The sequence below is a fragment of the Burkholderia sp. AU16741 genome, assembly GCF_002223345.1.
GTDB lineage: Bacteria > Pseudomonadota > Gammaproteobacteria > Burkholderiales > Burkholderiaceae > Burkholderia > Burkholderia sola.
Genome location: NZ_NKEZ01000009.1, coordinates 206,701 through 225,496 on the forward strand (window position 1 = coordinate 206,701; position 18,796 = coordinate 225,496).

Annotated in this window: 16 protein-coding genes; 7 read left to right on the forward strand and 9 right to left on the reverse strand. The window is 67.2% G+C overall.

What is annotated here, in order from left to right:
- Nucleotides 1-13: 13 nt before the first annotated feature.
- Entirely contained in the window at nt 14-673 is a 660-nt protein-coding gene (locus CFB89_RS28170) for an ABATE domain-containing protein (protein ID WP_089470803.1), read from the reverse strand.
- Between the two features lie 101 nt (nt 674-774).
- On the opposite strand from CFB89_RS28170, the gene CFB89_RS35535 reads away from it, so the two are divergent.
- Both CFB89_RS35535 and CFB89_RS28175 read left to right on the forward strand, forming a co-directional pair.
- Complete coding sequence (locus tag CFB89_RS35535; protein WP_256979781.1) at nt 775-900, forward strand: hypothetical protein; 126 nt, start codon at nt 775-777, stop codon at nt 898-900.
- Between the two features lie 27 nt (nt 901-927).
- Nucleotides 928-1,311: a VOC family protein gene (locus tag CFB89_RS28175; RefSeq protein WP_089470804.1), complete on the forward strand. Its 384-nt coding sequence runs from the start codon at nt 928-930 to the stop codon at nt 1,309-1,311.
- A gap of 189 nt (nt 1,312-1,500) precedes the next feature.
- Here the strand turns inward: CFB89_RS28175 and CFB89_RS28180 are convergent, their stop codons facing one another.
- The gene (locus CFB89_RS28180; protein ID WP_089470805.1) at nt 1,501-2,349 is read right to left on the reverse strand and encodes an ureidoglycolate lyase; all 849 of its coding nucleotides are present in this window, start codon (nt 2,347-2,349) and stop codon (nt 1,501-1,503) included.
- A 646-nt stretch (nt 2,350-2,995) separates the two neighbouring features.
- On the opposite strand from CFB89_RS28180, the gene CFB89_RS28190 reads away from it, so the two are divergent.
- Nucleotides 2,996-3,817, forward strand: a complete 822-nt coding sequence (locus CFB89_RS28190) for an IclR family transcriptional regulator (protein WP_089470806.1) — start codon at nt 2,996-2,998, stop codon at nt 3,815-3,817.
- Between the two features lie 177 nt (nt 3,818-3,994).
- Nucleotides 3,995-4,546 (forward strand): hypothetical protein, encoded by a 552-nt coding sequence (locus CFB89_RS28195; RefSeq protein WP_006480314.1) that lies wholly within the window; start codon nt 3,995-3,997, stop codon nt 4,544-4,546.
- 653 nt (nt 4,547-5,199) lie between these two features.
- On the opposite strand, the gene CFB89_RS28200 is transcribed toward CFB89_RS28195, so the two are convergent.
- From CFB89_RS28200 to CFB89_RS28220, 5 genes are all read right to left on the reverse strand, one after another.
- Nucleotides 5,200-7,557 (reverse strand): GNAT family N-acetyltransferase, encoded by a 2,358-nt coding sequence (locus CFB89_RS28200; protein WP_089470807.1) that lies wholly within the window; start codon nt 7,555-7,557, stop codon nt 5,200-5,202.
- A 581-nt stretch (nt 7,558-8,138) separates the two neighbouring features.
- On the reverse strand, nt 8,139-8,444 hold the full coding sequence (locus tag CFB89_RS28205) for an H-NS family nucleoid-associated regulatory protein (protein ID WP_089470808.1): 306 nt from the start codon (nt 8,442-8,444) through the stop codon (nt 8,139-8,141).
- Between the two features lie 103 nt (nt 8,445-8,547).
- Nucleotides 8,548-8,820, reverse strand: a complete 273-nt coding sequence (locus CFB89_RS28210; RefSeq protein ID WP_082741903.1) for a hypothetical protein — start codon at nt 8,818-8,820, stop codon at nt 8,548-8,550.
- A 61-nt stretch (nt 8,821-8,881) separates the two neighbouring features.
- Complete coding sequence (locus tag CFB89_RS28215) at nt 8,882-9,418, reverse strand: BON domain-containing protein (RefSeq protein ID WP_089470809.1); 537 nt, start codon at nt 9,416-9,418, stop codon at nt 8,882-8,884.
- Between the two features lie 54 nt (nt 9,419-9,472).
- Nucleotides 9,473-10,960 (reverse strand): sigma-54-dependent Fis family transcriptional regulator, encoded by a 1,488-nt coding sequence (locus CFB89_RS28220; RefSeq protein ID WP_089470810.1) that lies wholly within the window; start codon nt 10,958-10,960, stop codon nt 9,473-9,475.
- 325 nt (nt 10,961-11,285) lie between these two features.
- Between CFB89_RS28220 and CFB89_RS28225 the strand changes: the two genes are divergently transcribed.
- Nucleotides 11,286-12,689, forward strand: coding sequence for a GntP family permease (locus CFB89_RS28225; RefSeq protein ID WP_089470811.1), 1,404 nt, complete (start codon nt 11,286-11,288; stop codon nt 12,687-12,689).
- A gap of 315 nt (nt 12,690-13,004) precedes the next feature.
- The gene (locus tag CFB89_RS28230; protein WP_089470933.1) at nt 13,005-13,256 is read left to right on the forward strand and encodes a DUF4148 domain-containing protein; all 252 of its coding nucleotides are present in this window, start codon (nt 13,005-13,007) and stop codon (nt 13,254-13,256) included.
- A 39-nt stretch (nt 13,257-13,295) separates the two neighbouring features.
- On the opposite strand, the gene CFB89_RS28235 is transcribed toward CFB89_RS28230, so the two are convergent.
- Both CFB89_RS28235 and CFB89_RS28240 read right to left on the reverse strand, forming a co-directional pair.
- On the reverse strand, nt 13,296-14,891 hold the full coding sequence (locus CFB89_RS28235; RefSeq protein ID WP_089470812.1) for a thioredoxin family protein: 1,596 nt from the start codon (nt 14,889-14,891) through the stop codon (nt 13,296-13,298).
- 250 nt (nt 14,892-15,141) lie between these two features.
- Nucleotides 15,142-15,642 carry a GNAT family N-acetyltransferase gene (locus tag CFB89_RS28240; protein WP_089470813.1) on the reverse strand — a complete coding sequence of 167 codons (501 nt, stop codon included), beginning with the start codon at nt 15,640-15,642 and terminating at the stop codon, nt 15,142-15,144.
- Between the two features lie 583 nt (nt 15,643-16,225).
- Between CFB89_RS28240 and CFB89_RS28250 the strand changes: the two genes are divergently transcribed.
- A complete protein-coding gene (locus CFB89_RS28250) occupies nt 16,226-18,553 on the forward strand; it encodes a phosphocholine-specific phospholipase C (protein ID WP_089470815.1) in 2,328 nt (775 codons plus the stop codon).
- Nucleotides 18,554-18,796 lie beyond the last annotated feature (243 nt).

Sequence of the window (18,796 nt, forward strand, 5' to 3'; positions counted from 1 at the left end):
TAGAGCCGCACCGTCATTCGGCCTTGTGATAGTGGCGATACGCCTTCGCGCGATTGCCGCACGACGACATCGAGCACCAGCGGCGGCTGCCGTTCTTGCTGTCGTCGATGAAGAGCCACTGGCATGCGTCGTTCGCACAGCGCTTGACCTTCGCGAGCCGCGCGCCGCCGAGCAGATCGATCGCCGACCACAGCACCGGGCTCAACAGCCCTGCGAGCGTCGCGCCCGACGCGTCGATCCGCCACGCATAGCGGCCGTCGACGCGCGCCAGCGCAACGCGTGGCGACGCTTGCGCGAGGAAGCCGCCGAGCAGCGCGAGGTCGTCGGGTTGCGGCTCGCGCTGCTCGGCCTGTGCGTGAAAGAGCCGGTATAGCGCCTCGCGCAACGCGAGTGCGCGCGCCAGCATCGCCGGCTCGTCCCTGGTCTCTTTCCCTTTCTTCTTGTCGGGCACGCGACATGCGTCGACGAGGCCGGCCGGTACGCCCGCCTGCTCGCGGCACCACGCGAACAGGTCGCCCAGCGTGCCGAAGGTTTCCGTCGGCGGTTCGCTGCCGCGCCAATACAGCGTGTTCGCGAAATCGAGGCTCAACGTTTCGGGCGGCGCCGGGACCAGACAGTCCGTCGTGACGGAAGGTTGCGTTTTGTTCATGACGCGATCGTATCTAACCACCATGCCGGTTGACAAGCACCTGAGCGATTTCTAAGATAACCGGCATGGTGGTTAAAAAAACACATTGGCTGCACCGAAGCCCCCTTCAACCCAAGGAGACACAGATGATCGACCGCTTTTCGTTCAGCGTTATCCACACCGCCACTGGCCGCAGGTACGACGAGGGCACGCCCGCCGCGCTTCGCTACAGGCGGCTGGCATGGTGCCTGTCGGCCGGTTTGCCGCACTGACGTCCCCCTCAGTTCAAGGAGCCACAGATGATCGACCATCTTTCGTTCGGCGTTGCCCACATCGACCGCAGCCGCACCTTCTACGACAGCGCGCTCGGCGCACTTGGCTACAAGCGTCTGTATAGCGACGACGGCGCCCTCGGCTACGGCACGACCGAGCCCGAGTTGTGGTTGCAGCACGCGGCCCGGCCTGTCGTCGCCGATCCGGATTCCGGCTTGCACCTGTCGTTCAAGGCCGCGTCGCCGCTCGAGGTCGACGCGTTCTACCGCGCCGCGCTTGAGCACGGCGGCAAGGACAACGGCGGACCCGGCAAGCGCGAGCACTACGGCCCCGGCTATTACGCGGCGTTCGTCGTCGATCCCGACGGGTATCGGCTCGAAGCGCATTGCGAACTCGACAACGTCGTGTGATTCGCTTCGCACGGACGGGCACGAACGACAAGAACCCGATTCCGCCTCGCGGGGAATCGGGTTCTTGGTGGTTGGCTATATCGCGGCTTTTTCGCGTTGATCACCGTCGGCGGTCATGCCGACGAGTCGGGCAACATGGCCAGCGTGCAGGTGGCCGCATCCTCCGGCCAGCCCGCGCCGCTCAAGCGCCTATTGCGCGTTGCGCGTGCACTGCAACTGCTCGCCGAGTCCTTCAATCCCGAGACGCACCATCTGACCGGCCTTCAGGTATACCGGCGATGGCTTGATACCCATGCCGACGCCCGGCGGCGTACCGGTCGTGATCACGTCGCCCGGTTGCAGCGTCATGCAGGTCGACAGATACGCGATCAGCTGCGCGGCGGTAAACACCATCGTGCGCGTGTTGCCGTTCTGATAACGATGGCCGTCGATCTCGAGCCACAGGTCGAGACGCTGCGGATCGGGCACTTCGTCGCGCGTGACGAGCCACGGGCCGATCGGGCCGAACGTGTCGAAGCCCTTGCCCTTGTCCCACTGGCCGCCGCGCTCGATCTGCCATTCGCGCTCGGATACGTCGTTGACGACGCAATAGCCCGCGACGTAATCGAGCGCGCGCGCTTCGTCGACGTCCTTGCATTTCGCGCCGATCACGACGCCCAACTCGACTTCCCAGTCGGTCTTGACCGAACCCTTCGGGATGTCGATGCCGTCGTTCGGGCCGCAGATCGAACTCGTCCACTTGCCGAACACGACCGGCTCCTTCGGCACCGGCATGCCGGCTTCGGCTGCATGGTCGGCATAGTTCAGGCCGATGCCGATGAACTTGCCGACTTGGCCGACGCATGCACCGATGCGAGGCTCGCCGGACACGAGCGGCAGCGTGGCCGGATCGATCGCGCGCAGCCGCGCGAGACCCGCGTCGGACAGCACATCGCCGGCAAGGTCGGGCACATGCGCGGACAGGTCGCGAATCCGGCCGGCCGCGTCGAGGATGCCGGGCTTTTCCTGGCCGGACGGGCCATAGCGAAGCAGTTTCATCGTGCTTAACCTCTGTTGTCGAATGAGACAGGATACCGGCCGACGCGGCCTTTCACAGCCACGCGCCGGACTGATCGTCGATCGCCGATTACACGCGTCGGCGCCGCGTGCGGCATGCCGCCGACGCGCAAGCGTCGCACGGGCGCAGCGATCGTGGCGCCGCACGGCAGTACGGCGCGCATCGAACGGGCGGCCGCCGGTCTGCGCATCGGCGACGGCGGCCCGGCATCCGCGCCACGTGCCGGCCCATGCCGGCCGGCTGCACGCGCGGCCGCGCCGTCGCTGGCCCGCCAGCCTTTGTACCATCGGCCGCGCGCCGTGAAATGACACGCGACGGATACCGACTATTGGTGCGACTGCCGAAGCTGCGGCGCAACACGCGCCGCATCCACGTCGATCCACCGGCCGTCATTCGCAGGAGCGCCTGCCATCGGGGCATGAATACTGGCTATTCGGGGTGCCCCTGTCATCGAAAACGTTTGCCCATCCGTTCTTGTCACGTAATGATCGGTAAAAAGACGCTGCATTGCACACTATATGTTTATTGCTAAGCTCGTACGGATGGCTTTCATTGCCATACGCTGAGCAGAACCGGCCAGCGTGCGTCGCCACCGATCGACGGTAATCCCCCAACTTCACACCGACAATGCAGACAACCAACGACCCGCTTCCCGGCTGCGACGCACGGGAATCGATGGCCGCTCTTGATCGCTATCGCGCACCCGCGCTCGACAAGGGCCTCGACATTCTCGAACTCCTGTCCGAGCAGAAGGAAGGACTCACCCGCACCGAAATCACGAAGGAACTCGGCCGCAATGCGAGCGAAATCTACCGGATGCTCGAACGCCTCGTCGCACGCCGCTATGTGATGCGTTCGACCGGCGGCGACCGCTACACGCTCAGCCTCAAGCTGTTCGCCCTTGCACACCGGCATCCGCCGATGAACCGGCTGATCGCCGAGGCGCTGCCGCCGATGCAGCGCTTCGCCGATGCCGCCGAGCAGTCGTGCCACCTGTCCGTCTACGATCGCGGCAACCTGCTCGTGATCGCCCAAGTGGACGGGCCCGGCCCGTGGGGCGTGTCGGTCCGGCTCGGCTCGCGCGTCGGCCTCGCCGACACGGCGTCGGGACGGATGATGCTGGCATTCCAGAGCGCCGAGCAACGCGCGCACATGCTGGCCGAGCATCGCAAGGTCAAGGGCGAGGCGCCGCTGAACGAGCAGGAGCTCGCGAATGCGTGCCAGTCGATCCGGCAGTCCGGCTACCTGCGCCAGGACAGCCGCCAGGCGTACGGCGTGACCGACCTGACCGCGCCGCTCCTTGGTCCGGCCGGGCATGCGATCGCGGTGCTGACGTGCCCGTACATGCGCCGGATCGATGCGCACCTGGCGCCGTCCGTCGACGTGGTCGTCGACGCCCTGCGCGACACGGCCGCCCGTCTGTCGATGTGCCGCACCGAAACCTGCTGACACACGCGGGTTCCCGGCAACGCGCACGGGCCACGGCGCGGCGGCGCCGGCTCCGGTCGTGCGCGACGCCCGTGCGACGCCCGATGCGCGATGCCGCATCGGGCGCCCGCGGCGCTACGCTAGAATAGCGGCCCTCTCAAAAACTACGGCGGCCGGTTGTCGCGGCCGTCGTGTCCGATGGATGTCATGGCCAAACTTCTGAACGATCAAGAATTCCAGCGTTTCTCCGAACTTCAGCAGAAGCAGGCAAGCTTCACGATCACGCCCGAGGAAGCGGACGAGCTGCGCGACATCGTCGCGCGCGCGCAGAAGAAGCGCGACGATCGTGCCGCCGCGATGCAGGCGATCGAGAACTACATCGAGCAGTTCGACATCACGCCTGACGAACTCTTCTCGCCCGAGCAGATCGGCGACGCGGCGCGCACCTACGGGCTCATCACGGCGACCAAGAAGGAACGCACGCTGCCGCCGTCGATCACGTTCAACGGCAAGCCGTACCAGTGGACCAAGACGCTTCCGGACGACGTGCGCGGCGCACTGTTCGATGCGTTCACGTCCGGCGAGTCGGTCAAGCGCTTCATCGCGATGCCGAAAGACACCGCGCGCTGTGCGTTGACGATCGCCCGCCTCGAGCGCGAAACCGGCGCGGTCTATGCCGATCCGCACCTCGAGGAACTCGCGATTTCGCGCGATCAGGTGAACGACGCGGCATCGAAACTCGCTGCGTGAATGTGATCGCGGGCACGGTTCCTGCGTGCCCGCACCCAGGCGTCACGCCGGCATTGACCGGCGCCGCGCCCGCGGGAGCCGTGCGTTCGCATGCTCCCGAAAAAGCTCACCTCGGCGTCCCGCAAGCACTCACCGCAGCCTCCCGAAAAGTCTCACCGCAGACTCCTGGAGACGCTCACTGATGTCTCCCGAACGTCCTCACCGATTGCTCCCGCAAGCGCTCACCGAGGCGTCCCGGAAAGGCTCACCGGCCTCTCCCGCAGGGGCTCACCGACCCTTCCCGGGAAGGCTCACCGAACACTCCCGTATCGGCTCACCACACTGCCCTGTAAAAGCTCACCCGCCGTTCCCGAAAAGTCTCACCTTGGGGACGGCCTTGAATTGGCAAGCCCGGAATGCGGCCACGAACCTGTACACGCACATCGATTGAAACGGCTGCGGAAGGTGACCATCGCAGCACGCTGCATGCGTCTCCGGGCACCGTGCGTGCGTCGCGATATCGCCGCAATCGACAGATCCGACATGTTGGCCGTGGCTTCAGTGCGAAGACCTCTGTGGCGTTATTTGCATTCCTCACTGAAATCGCGGCATGGCGGCACATCGCAACATCGACGCCATGCGCTGCCCTCAAGCGTCGAACCACGGACCGACACCTACGGCTGCAGCTTCATCCTGAAACCCACGACGCCGGGCTCCTCCGTCGTCGACACCGCAAACCCGCACGCTTTTGCGAGCGAGATCATCGCCGAGTTCTCGCGCAGCGCCTCGCCGACCATCCATGCGGTGCCGCGCGCGCGTGCGTAGTCGATGATGCGGGTCATCATCAGCCGGCCGAGCCCCTTGCCCTTTTGATCGGGCCGTACCGCGATCGCGAACTCCGCCGTATCGTTGTCGGGATCGGCGACCGCACGCACCACCGCGAGCGTGTGGTCGCGCCCGGACACATCGGTGAACGACACGATGAAAGCCATTTCGCGGTCATAGTCGATCTGCGTCATGCGCGCCACCTGCGAATGATCGAAGCTGCGCACCGCGCCGAAGAAACGCATTCGCAGATCTTCCGGCGTCATCGCACCGAGCAGTTCGTTGTGGGCGGCCTCGTCCTCCGGACGAATCGGACGGATCGTCACCGTCTCGCCACGCCACTCGAGCGTCTGCTCGAGATGCCGAGGATACGGCATGATCGCGAGCCGGCTGCGCCCCGAAGCCAGCGTGATGCGCGGCGCGATCACCGATGCGCGGTCGGACAGTACGCGCAGCGTGACCGACATCGCAACCACTTCGCGTACGTCGCAGACGACCTGCGACAGTGCCGTCAGCGCGTCGAGCGTCGGCTCGACGCGCGTGCTGCGCGCATACGGCGAGCGCTCCATCACCGCGCGGGCGAGCACCGTGTTCAGCGGCGGCAGGCCGTAGACGACGAACGGCGCCGATACGCCATCGGCCGGCGGCACGGCATAGCGAAACACCGGACCGAAGTTCGAATCGTCGTACATGTCGACCGTGATATCGACGACCTTCTTGCCGGCGGGCTCGTTGGACTGCTCGCCCTCCAGACCGAAACGGGACAGCCAGCGCAGCGCGTCTTCGCCGGCCAGTTCATGCTGACCGGCTTCGACCAGGCGGCGTGCATCGGCCTGGGCGGACGCGACGCACTCGGCCGGCTGCAGCGGCGTGCCCTCCGGCGTCTGCATCAGCAACTGGCGCCCGAGGTTGTAGTCGACGAGACGCGCATACGCGCGTGCAAGCCGCTGCGGCGTCGTGTGTACCGGAATGCCGTTCGCGTGCAGCGCATCGCGCGTCGCCGCGTCGACCGCGCCGAAGAAACACGCGAGGATGCCGCGATGCGCGTACTGCCGCGAATCGATCAGCGTGCGCGCGACCGACTCGGCCGGCGCACTGTGCGAAGTGGAATGAACGACGAACAGCGTGCCCGTCTGCGGAAACGGGGCGAGCGCCTTGATCGCCGCGGCGAAGTGCTCGGGACGCGCATCGTCGCCCAGCGTGAGCGGATTGCCGGGTGCCCCGAGATGCGGCAGCGCGGCCGCGACGGCCGACGTTGCCGCGGGTGACCAGTCGGTCAGCACGTCGCGCACGTCGGCCACCGCATCGACCGCCAGTTTCGCCACGCCCGCATCGCTCGTCACGAGCGTCGCCGCGCCCCGCGCGGTGACGCGGCCGACGCCGAGCGTCTCGATTTCGTCGAGCAGATCGTCGAGCGCATCGACACGCACCATGCCCGCGCGCTGGAACGCCGCCGTGTAGAGCGCGTCGCCGGGATCGGCACGGCCGGTGCGCAACGCGAGCACCGGCTTGTTGCGCGCGGCCGCGCGCGCCGCCGACATGAACTTGCGCGCCGCGCGCACGGTATCGAGCTCGAGCAGGATCGCACGCGTGCCGGGATCGCTGGCCAGATAGTCGAGGACGTCGCCCGCATCGACATCGGATTCGCCGCCGAGCGCGACGACATGCGAAAAGCCGAGGCCCCGCGCATCGGCCCAGCCGAGCACCGCGTTCGTCAGCGCATTCGATTGCGACACCCACGCGACGCCGCCCGATCGCGCCGTATAGGCAGGCGCGCCGAAATGCGCATGCCGCGCGGGCGACAACACGCCGAGGCTGCCGGGCCCGACGATACGGAGCACGAACGGCTTCGCCGCCTTCAGCGTGCGATCGACCGCGGCGCGATCGGCATCGGTGCGCGCCTCGCCGACGATCACCGCGACGCGCGTGCCGAGCTCGCCGAGCTTGCGCACGATGCCGGCCCAGGTCGCGGGCGGCGTGCAGATCACGGCAACCGACGGCGGCGCGGGCAGCCGGTCGACATCGGACACGACCGCATGCCCGTCCAGCTCGCGATATTTCGGATTGACCGGCCACACGGGCCCCTGGAACGCGCCGTCGAGCACACGCGACCACACCATCGCGCCGATACTGCCGGCGCGCGACGACGCGCCGACGACCGCAACGGACTTGGGCTGGAACAACGCATCGAGATGGCGAACGGTCACATCGGCTCCCTGCGGTGACGAAAGACGACACGATCGGCATGCGGCCGGGCGGGCCGTGCGCCGATCGACGCGAACCCCAAGCATAGGCGAAGCGCTTGCGACTGCCTATATGCCGAACGGCCGACTATGCGATGGGCGTCAACGCCCGCACCATGGACCTGCAATACATGCGGCCCGGCATCGCAGCGCCGCATGCACGAGGCACGCAATGCGGCACGACGCTGCAGCCGCTTTCTCAAAGGTGAGGATTTACAGGAGCCATGGTGAGTATCTTCGGGAATCGCGCGACACACCGCATCAGCATGAGAAAGGTGATGAAAATCCGCCTCATGCATGCACCGCGGAAATCGCGCATGCCACTGCGCATGCATTGCGCCATTACGCGGTTGTTTCCGGGAATTACCCGCAACATGCAACCGGATCGAGGCGAATTCGCGAAACGGGATCCGTTAATTGCGCGGCATTGCACTTCAATTCGTCGGGGAAAATCGCGTGACGATTACGCGAAAACAAAACGGTGCGAAGGCCGCATGGCCGTTCGCACCGTCGGTCGGCGCACGAAAGGTGAGTACTTTCGGGAGTCAGTCCTTGATCAGGAAACGTCCGCGATTCTTGCCGAGCCATGCCGGCGCGCGCCCGCGGCCACTCCACGTTTCGCCCGTCTTCGGGTTCAGGTACTTCGGCGGCAACGTGCGCTTGGGCTTCGCTGCCGCAGTGGCGGCGGCCGATCCTGCGGGGCGAAAACCGAGCTCTTCGGGCGTAATGTCGTATTCGTCGATTTTCGCGCGGATATGCGCGATCGCGTCGGCAATCGCCTTTTCACGTTCCTTGTCGATCTTTTGCTGAAGCCGTTCGAGCTGCGCGCTCAGTTGCCTGTAGGTCGCCATATGGATGGGACTCCATGAGTGTTATTCGTGAAAAACAAGTGACTCAAAGCAAGCAGAAAAGCGCTTCGCCCGATCGTGGTCTCCTCAGCCGGTCATTTCGGGATCAATAACCGCTTTTCTTCTTGCATGCGAAGAGAAGATTTCGCACGGCGTCATCCGTCGATTGCTGGATCACGTCGAAATCTCCGTTGCACATGGCCCGGGCATTGTCCGTGCAATTGCTCCAGTCGCTGCCGGTGCATTGCACCTGAGTGGTTGGGCGCCCGTCCGACGTGAACAGCGGGGCACTGCCACCGCACCCGCCGAGCCCTGCAACCAGAGCCAACATCACGGCCGCCCGAGGCCACCGACAGACCGACGCAAGCATGTGTTTCATTGTTCTTCCCGTCAACCTTTTTTTGAATGTCGCGAGTATGCCATGGGCTGCCCTTCGGCCGTCAGTCCGGCGCGCGCTCGGGTTGCCCGCGCGCCTTGTACGGCAAGCGCTTGCGCGGATCGTCCGTGATGCGAACGAAAACCTGCTCGACGTCCGGAAGCGCCTCGAATTCGCGTTGCAGCGCATGGCGATCGAGCGTCGTGTCCGCGCATCCTTCGACGTAGATGAAACGTCGCTGCACGGTGATCCACAGGCTCGTGCCGCGCAGACGATCGGAGCCGGCGAAGTGGGCCTTCGCCGCATCGGCGATCGACGCGTCATACATATACGAGTTCGGCTTCGTGCAGCGATGGGCGAGCCAGCAGGTCGTGCCGCGTTCGGCGCGGTAGTGCGCATCGTCGGTCATCTCAGCGCGCGTCATCCACGGGCCGAGCGGCAACGGGCATTCGGCCACGTCCTGCGACAGCGCGACGAACGGATCGTTGTACCAGTTGCGCCGCGCATCAGGTGCGTCGGGCGCGTCGGTGTTGCCGCCCTGCGCGAGCGCGGCGCTCGTCAGCAACATGGTCAACCACCCTGCGAAGCCCATCCGCTTCATCGTGACCTCCTGTTCGATGGGTTACATCGGGCCGCATCGGCGTCGCCGATCGGCCTACCGGTCGATACCGAGCGCCGCCAGTTTCTTGTACAGCGTCGCGCGGCCGATGCCGATGCGCGCGGCCGCTTCAATGACCTTGCCGTCACAGGCCGCCAGCGCATCGGTCAGGAACTGGCGCTCCCACGCCGCCAGCGCATCGGCATACGAAGCGACCGGCGCACCGGAGGCCGCCGACGCATCGCCGGCGCGCTGCTCGGCCGGCGCCGCCGCAACCCGCTGCGCCGGCACCGCGCTGTCCGGCGAGATGCGCACCGGCCCGAGAAACGGCGCGAGCGCGCGCGCATCGATCACCGAACGGTCCGACAGCATCAGCGCGCGTTCGAGCGTATTGCGCAACTCGCGCACGTTGCCGGGCCACGGATACGCGCACAGCATCCGCAGCGCATCGTCGGTCAGCTCGCAGTGCGCGGCGCGCCCGTGCTGCGCGGCCAGTTCCTCGAGCGCCGCGTAGACGAGCGCCGCGATGTCGGATGCGCGTTCGCGCAACGGCGGCGCATGGATCGTCAGCACGTTCAGCCGGTAATAGAGATCCGCGCGGAAACGCCCGGCCGCCACCAGCGCCGGCAGGTCGGCCGACGTGGCGGCGATGATGCGCACGTCCGCGCGCACGATCCGGTTCGAGCCGACGGGCTCGAACTCCTTGTCCTGCAGCACGCGCAGCAGCTTGCCCTGCAGCGGCAGCGGCATGTCGCCGATCTCGTCGAGAAACAGCGTGCCGCGATCGGCCAGCTCGAACTTGCCGACGCGGCCCTTGCGATCAGCGCCGGTGTACGCGCCGGGCGCCGCGCCGAAGAATTCGGTTTCGAGCAGCGTGTCGGGAATCGCGGCGACGTTGACGGTCACGAGCGGCTGGAGCGCACGCGCCGACGCCGCGTGAATCGCGTGAGCCAGCAGCTCCTTGCCGGTGCCCGTCTCGCCGAGCAGCAGTACCGGCGAATCGACCTGCGCCGCGCGGCGCGCCTGGCGCTTGGTCTCGAGGCTCGCGGCGCTCGTGCCGACGAAGCTCGCGAACGTGTATTTCGCGCGGCGCGCCTGCGCGAGCGAGCGCTGCGTCGCGATCAGTTGCTGCTGAAGCTGCGCATAGCGGGAAAAAATCGGCGTGAGCGTCTTCAACTGATCGAACAGCGCGAAGCCGATCGCGCCGACCGTCTCGCCGGCCTCGTTCTTCAACGGCAGGCGCGTGACGACGAGCGGCTCGCGGCCCGTCTCCATGATGTCGAGCAGGATCGGCTGGCCGGTCGATACGACCTCGCGCATCAGGCTGTTCGGGATCACGGCCTCGCAGTCGAGGCCGACGGCCTGCTGCGGATCGGCGAATCCGAAGCGCGCCGCGTAACGCTCGTTCATCCACACGACGCGCGCGTCGCGATCGACGACCACCGTGCCCGCGCTCGAATCCTCGAAGGTCCGGAACAGCGACTCGGCAGCGCGCCGCAGCACGTCGCCGTAGTTGACGGGCAGGCGGGCCCAGTCGTTCATCATCGTGTCGTCGTCTCCCTATATTGTCGACCGGATATCTCCGGAGCGAGACGGATTATCTCACTCCGGAGACACGCCGCAATGCGTTATCCGGGAAAGCCCTGCACGATTTCGTGGGTTGGCCGGATGGCCGAAACGTCTCCGGATGGAGACGTTTTATGTAGAATCGTCAGACTTGGACCGGCGCGGGCCCGCCGGCCGCCGGCGGACCCATGTCCGGCGGCGCAATCCGGCCGATGGCACGAAACCTGCACGAACCGAGCTGGTCCGCGGCGCATCGCGCGATCGAACAACAACCAAAGCCATTCCAAGCTTTTAGGAGACTCCCTTGTCTTTCGTGATCGTCCTCGCCGCGCTGGCGTTCCTGATGTTCGCCGCGTATCGCGGCTACAGCGTGATCCTGTTCGCACCGATCGCCGCGCTCGGCGCGGTGCTCCTGACCGAACCCGCCGCCGTCGCACCCGTCTTTTCCGGCATCTTCATGGAGAAGATGGTCGGCTTCGTCAAACTATATTTCCCGGTCTTCATGCTCGGCGCCGTATTCGGCAAGGTGATCGAGCTGTCCGGGTTCTCCGAGTCCATCGTCCATGCGGCGATCCGCTACATCGGCCGCTCGCGCGCGAATGCGGTGATCGTCGCGGTGTGCGCGCTGCTCACCTATGGCGGCGTCTCGCTGTTCGTCGTGGTGTTCGCGGTCTATCCGTTCGCGGCCGAACTCTATCGCCAGAGCAACATCCCGAAACGGCTGATGCCCGGCGCGATCGCGCTCGGCGCGTTCTCGTTCACGATGGATTCGCTGCCCGGCACGCCGCAGATCCAGAACATCATCCCGACCACGTTCTTCAAGACGACCGCGTGGGCCGCGCCCGCGCTCGGCACGATCGGCTCGCTGTTCATCATCGTCGTCGGCCTCACCTATCTCGAATGGCGCCGCCGTTCCGCGATGGCGAAGGGCGAAGGCTACGGCACGTCGCTCGTCAACGAGCCGGAGCGCGTCGAGGCGAAGGCGCTGCCGCATCCCGCGCTGGCGATCCTGCCGCTGATCCTCGTCGGCGTGTCGAACTTCGCGTTCACGAAGCTGATCCCGCAGTGGTACGGCGCCGCGTCGTACACGGTCGCGCCGGAAGTGCTGCCGGGCGTGCACGCGCCGATCACCACGTCGATCAAGACGGTCGTCGCGATCTGGTCGGTCGAAGCCGCGCTGCTGCTCGGTATCGTGCTGGTCGTGCTGACCGCGTTCAAGCGCGTCAGCGGCCGCTTCGCGGCCGGCTCGAAAGCCGCCGTCGCCGGCGCGCTGCTCGCCGCGATGAATACCGCGTCGGAATACGGCTTCGGCGGCGTGATCGCCGCGCTGCCGGGCTTTCTCGTCGTCAGCGATGCGCTGAAGAGCATCCCGAACCCGCTCGTCAACGCGGCCGTATCGGTCAGCTCGCTCGCGGGCATCACGGGGTCGGCGTCCGGCGGCATGAGCATCGCGCTCGCCGCGATGTCGGACCTGTTCATCAAGGGCGCGCAGGCCGCCAACATCCCGATGGAGGTGCTGCACCGGGTCGTCGCGATGGCGAGCGGCGGCATGGACACGCTGCCGCACAACGGCGCGGTCATCACGCTGCTCGCGGTCACGGGCCTCACGCACCGCGAGTCGTATCGCGACATCTTCGCGGTCACCGTCATCAAGACGCTCGCGGTGTTCTTCGTGATCGCCGTGTACTACGCGACCGGGCTCGTGTAAGCCTCGGCATTCAGGCGGCACTTCATACGCCGCACGCCGTCGCCTTTCAAGATCGGACCGCATGCGCACCGGAAAGAATTCCGGGATGCGCATCGGGTCCGATTTCATTTCCGTGCCCGCCGATTCAATACGTCGGCGGGCATCCGGGCCGTCACTCGACCGCGCCCCCAAACCCATTGTTACCCGCAGCAAAACACTGCGTTGGCCGCGATCGCATTTTTCGCGCGCCCGCCGCGGCCTACACTGGTTTCAACGTCGCACGGCGCTTCGACGAACGAAGCGCTGCGATTCACCGGAATCGTGGAGGTCCCGATCATGAAGCGCCTGATCCAAGCCGTTGCCCTGGCCCTGGCCGTCTCGGCCCCGTTCGCCGCACAGGCCCAGTCGAACCCACCGCTCACGCGCGCGCAGGTTCACGCCGAGGTCAAGGCGCTCAAGCAGGCCGGCTTCCAGTCGAGCGACTGGTTCTACCCGGCCAGCATCGTATCCGCCGAAGCGAAGATCGCCCGCGAGCACGACGCCGGATACGGCAGCGATCGCGGCGCATCGTCGGAGTCGGGCCGGTAATCCGTCGTCCAGCCCGCCCGACGTTCCTTCCCCGCCCCGTTACGCCTTCACGGGCTGAATCAGCTTCGCGCACGCGGCTGCCTGCGGATCGCCGGCAGGCAGCTTGCCGCACATGCCGTCGAACTGCCTGACGACCGACCGAACCGACGCATCGTGCGCGCCGCTGCCGCGCCAGCGGTTCAGCTGCGTGACGACCTTGGTCAGCGCGCGCAGGTTCGCGCCGTAGAACGCGTCCCGGGTCTTGCCGGCCTGCGCGAGCACGCTGGCCGCAATCCCTTCGATGCGCGCCGAATCGTCCGGCGCCAGCTCGACCGCGTTCGCGAAATAAGTCGCGCCCCAGCGCAGCTTCGTCGCCGGCCCGCTCGCCGCGTCGTACGCCTTGCGATACCAGTCGAGCGCGGCCGCCTTGTCGCCGCGCGCCTTCGCGTTCGCGGCCAGTCCCGACATGAAGTAATACGGCGTGGACGAACGCGGCAACTCGGCCTTCAGCAACGCATCCGATTCGTCGTACAGCCCCGCGTCGGTCAGCGTGTCCGCGCCTTCGCTCACGAGCGCCTGCCGCTCGTACGCGTTCGCCGCGCCCTGCACCGACGCGGCGATCTGCTTGCGCGCGGTGTCGGCCAGCGCCGGCGCGGCGAGCGGTGCGCCGTTGCGCGCGTCGCCGCGCACGAGCAGCACGCGACCGTGCAGCGCCATCAGCCGGTCGATCGACGACAGCGTGGTATCGGTCGACAGGCGCGCGAGCGCCGTGTCGTACGCGCCGCGCAACTTCGTGCGCTGCGCGTCGTCGCGGCCGAGATACGCGACCACGCGCGCGGGCGCCGCAACCAGCACGTCCGAATCGGCCCGCGACAGCGCCGCATCATGCAGCACCGTGCGCAGCGAATCGGCGAGCGCGGCCTTGTCGAGCGCGCCGGCCTGCGTCGGGTCGTCCGACGCGGCAACCACCGCCGACTTCAGCGCGAAGCGCGCCGATTCGGCTTTCGCACCGGCCGCTCGCGCGCATTGCGCGAGCGACTGCAGCGTCTGCGCGACACGATCGGCCGGCACCGGCAACGCGCCGTCGGTATCCCATGAATAGTCGGCCAGCAGGCGCCATTCGTCCGGCGTCAGCGCCGCGCCGTTCTTCAGCGCGGTCGCGAGCGTCTGCCGCACCGGGTGCGCGGCCGTCATCCCGAGCGACAGCGCCTGCATATAGCGGTCGAGATCGGCTTCGCCGGGCAGCCGCGTCACTTCGGTGCCGTCGGGGCGGAACAGGATCATCGTCGGATAGCCGTGCACCTTGAAACGCTCGCCGAGCTTCTGCGCGCTTTCGGTATCGCCGTCGAGATACACGGGCACGAAGAACGACGAACGCGTCTTGAATGCCTGCTGGCTGAAGATCGTCGACTTCACCTGGTTGCACGACGGGCACCATACCGCGCCCCAGTACAGCAGCAGCGGCTTGCCCTCGCGCTTCGCGAGCGCGAACGCGGCATCGACGTCGCCATGTTGCCACGCGATGCCGGGCGGCAGATGCGCACCGCCGGACGATGCGCTCGTCGCCGGGGCGCCCGCGGGCGTGGCGGCGGCAAGCGCCGCACCGGCGGCAACGAACAGGCAGGTGGCGGCGAGATTGCGGAGAACGGTTTTCATCGAAGCAGGTTCCGTTGAAAAGACGGTTTCAGGGCGATGCCGCGCACGCAACGAGGGCCGTGAAGCGATGACGATGAGGCCAGCCGACATGCAGCGCCGCGCATGCATCGATACGGAAAAGCGAAGCCGGCCGCGGCGACCGGAAAATCGTTCGACGATACGACGGGTACAGCCGAAGGAAAACGAACGAATTCTCGATTGGATATGACGCGCGCCAGCGTATGCCGTCACGTCCGCGACGGCCGGCCTTTCATTGCCGCGCCTTGATCCGGGCCATGTGATACACGGACGCGTGCACGCCGTCGCGCAACGCGTAATCCGGCGATTCGCCTTCGATGCGGAAACCGTGTTTCTCGTAGAGCGCGATCGCCGCGCGGTTGTCGGTGAACACGGTCAGCTCGAGACGCGTGACGTTCAGCCAGTTCTCCGCGAGATCGATCGCGGCCGCGAGCAGCCGGCCGCCGATGCCGCGCCCGTGACGGGCCGCGTCGACCATCATGCCGAGCGCCGCCGCGTGGCGCCGGCGCGGATTCGGCTCGGGATGCAGGCCGAGATGGCCAACCACCGTACCGTCGATTTCGGCGACGAGGCTCACGCCGTGCTCGCGTATGGTGTCGAGCCGCTTCTGCCATTTTTCGAGCGACGGAAACGGCTGCTGCAACGTATTCATGTACACCGCGGGATGCGCGGCGATTTGCCGGATCGCGTCGACGTCGTGCGTCTCGCTGTGCCGGATCCTGATATCGGTCATGGGTGGGCCGGTTCCGAAAAGTCGCGCCGAAAGCGCGGACTGCGCAGGCGCGCATCGAGCTTAGCCGATTTCACGCATTTGAAACACGGGGGTCACGCGGTCGCACGTCAGGTTGCATCCGCAACGAAACGCGTTCCCGCCATCCCGGAAAATCCGGAAAATTCTGACCGGTCACACCTGCGGCGATCGGTAATTTCCGACCGCTTTCCACTTCGCATCGCGCTGCGCCGCATCGTTGCATACGCAACGTCACGTGCGCGGCATGCGATGTCATTTCTTCATCACGTCGACGTCATGTCGCCTCCCTAGACTGGGCGCCGCCCCAGTCCGGCATGCGCCGGGCCGGTGTGTGCCGACACCTGCGCCGCGCATCACGAGCGCGCGGCGCACGGGATCGCGACGACGAGGCCGCGGCATCCGCGCGACGTCGGGCGTCGGGCATCGCGTGCGATGCCCGCAGCGCCGCGACACGCGGCCGACGCCCCGAACGCGCAAGCATCGGCGCTCGCCCCGGGGCGGGAAAACGCCCGGGCACCACCAGACGCACTCACGAACGCTTCCACCCTCACAGGATCCGAACGCCATGACGTCACGCCGCAAATTCCTTCAGCAGACCGCCGGTTCCGGCCTCGCCGCCGCCGCGCTGTCCGCGTTTCCGCCGAGCATCCGCCGCGCGCTCGCCATTCCCGCCTTCCACGAAACGGGGACCATCCAGGACGTCAAGCACGTCGTGCTGCTGATGATGGAGAACCGGGCGTTCGACAGCTACTTCGGCACGTTCAAGGGCGTGCGCGGCTATGGCGACCGCTTCGCGGTGCCGTCGCCGAACGGCCGCGACGTGTTCTATCAGGCGTACACGAAGGGGACGCCCGCCGCGACCGTGACGCCGTATCACCTCGACGCGCGGCAGGGCAACGCGCAGCGCGCGGGCGGCACGCCGCACACGTGGGCCGATGCGCAGGCCGCGTGGGATCACGGCCGGATGAACCGCTGGCCCGACGCGAAGACGCCGCTGTCGATGGGCTATTACGACGCGGCCGAAGTGCCGTTCCAGCGCGCGCTCGCCGATGCGTTCACGCTGTGCGACCACTACCACTGCGGGATGCACACGGGCACGATCGCGAACCGCCTGTTCTACTGGAGCGGCACCAACGGCCCGAACGGCATCAGCCCGGCCGACGGCAGCCGCGTGAAGATCGCCGCGCTGAACAACCAGTTCAACGGCGGCAACGACATCGGCCCGTCGAGCCAGGGCTGGACCTGGACGACCTATGCCGACCGGCTGCAACAGGCCGGCGTGAACTGGAAGGTCTACCAGAGCCTGATCGACAACTTCGGCTGCAACGAAATGATGAGCTTCCGCCACTGGCGCGCGGCGATCGAGCAGATGCCGGCCGCGCGCCGGCCCGCGTACGTCGCGGCGACCGACATCACGCAGCCGGTGACGGCGGCCGGCGCGTTCTACGACCCGGCGATCGACGATCCGCTGAGCCCGCTCGCGAAGGGCTTCGGCAACACGATGCCGTACGGCTTTCTCGAAACGTTTCGCGACGACATCCGCAACGGCAAGCTGCCGGAAGTGTCGTGGATCATTCCGCCTTCCGCGTACAGCGAACACCCGGGGCCGTCGAGTCCCGCGCAAGGCGGCTGGTACGTGCAGGCCGTGCTCGACGCGCTGACGGCGAACCCGGAGGTCTGGAGCAAGACCGTGCTGCTGGTCAACTACGACGAGAACGACGGCTTCTTCGATCACATGCCGTCGCCGGCCGTGCCGTCGCGCAACGCCGACGGCACGCTCGCGGGCGGCCATACGCTGTCGGCCGCCGACGTCGCGGCCGAATACCACGACTTCGCGCCGGCCACGTCGAGCCAGCCGGCGGCCGACGGCCGTCCGTACGGGCCGGGCCCGCGCGTGCCGATGTGGATCGTGTCGCCGTGGAGCCGAGGCGGCTGGGTCAATTCGCAGGTGTTCGACCATACGTCGACGCTGCGCTTCCTCGAGACACGCTTCGGCGTCGCGGAGCCGCAGATCGGCGCGTATCGCCGCGCGGTGTGCGGCGATCTGACGAGCGCATTCAATTTCCGCACGCCGAACGACGAGCCGCTGCCGACGCTCGCGGGCCGAGCGACGAAAAGCCAGGTCGACGCACTGAGCGCCGCGCAGCAAACCGCGCCGAAGATCGTGCCGCCCGCCACACCCGCGCCGCCCGCGCAGGCCACCGGCGTGCGTCCGTCGCGCGCGCTGCCGTACGAGCTGCACGCGAGCGCGCGCACCGATGCCGGCGCCGGCACGGTCACGCTCAAGTTCGCGAACACCGGCCGCGCCGCCGCCGTGTTCCACGTCTATGACAAGCTGCACCTCGACCGGCTGCCGCGGCGCTACGTCGTCGAGCCGAGCAAGAAGCTGCACGGCGACTGGGCCGCGCGCGCCGACGATGGCGGTAAATATGACCTGTGGGTGCTCGGCCCGAACGGCTTTCACCGCCGCTTCACCGGCGACCTGAGCCGCGTGGCCGGGGCCCGCGCGCCGCTTCCGGAAGTGCGCGTCGGCTATGCGGGCGCGAGCGGCAACCTCCACCTGCGGTTGCGCAACGACGGCGGCGGCACGGTCCGCTTCACGGTCAAGTCGAACCAGGTCTACGGGCCGCTGTCCGGGGGCGGCGGACACGACGATCACGGTCATGGCCACGGCAACGAGAACGGCCATGGCGCCGGCACTGCATGGACCGTCACGGTGCATGCCGGCGACCAGTCCGAACTGCACTGGAAGCTCGACTCGACCGGCCATTGGTATGACTTCATCGTGACCGCCGACAGCGACGCGAGCTTCTCGCGCCGCGTGGCCGGCCGCGTGGAAACCGGCCGCCACTCGGTGAGCGACCCGGCGATGGGGCTCGCCGACCGCTTCTGACGCCGCCGCGGCGACGCGTGTCGCCGCCCACGCCGGCGTGGCCGCGAACGCCGTTCGGGTACCGGTTCGGACCGGTCCCCGATCCGGCGGAGATGCCCGCCCGGCGCGGCTCAAACTTCAGAAGGATCGGTGGTATAACCCTCTTTTCAGCCCCACGAAAATGCTCCGTGCCGCGGCCCGTTCGCGTTAAACTGCGTCAAGCTGTATTCAACAAAGACATCTTTGCCGCTACGGCATCCACGA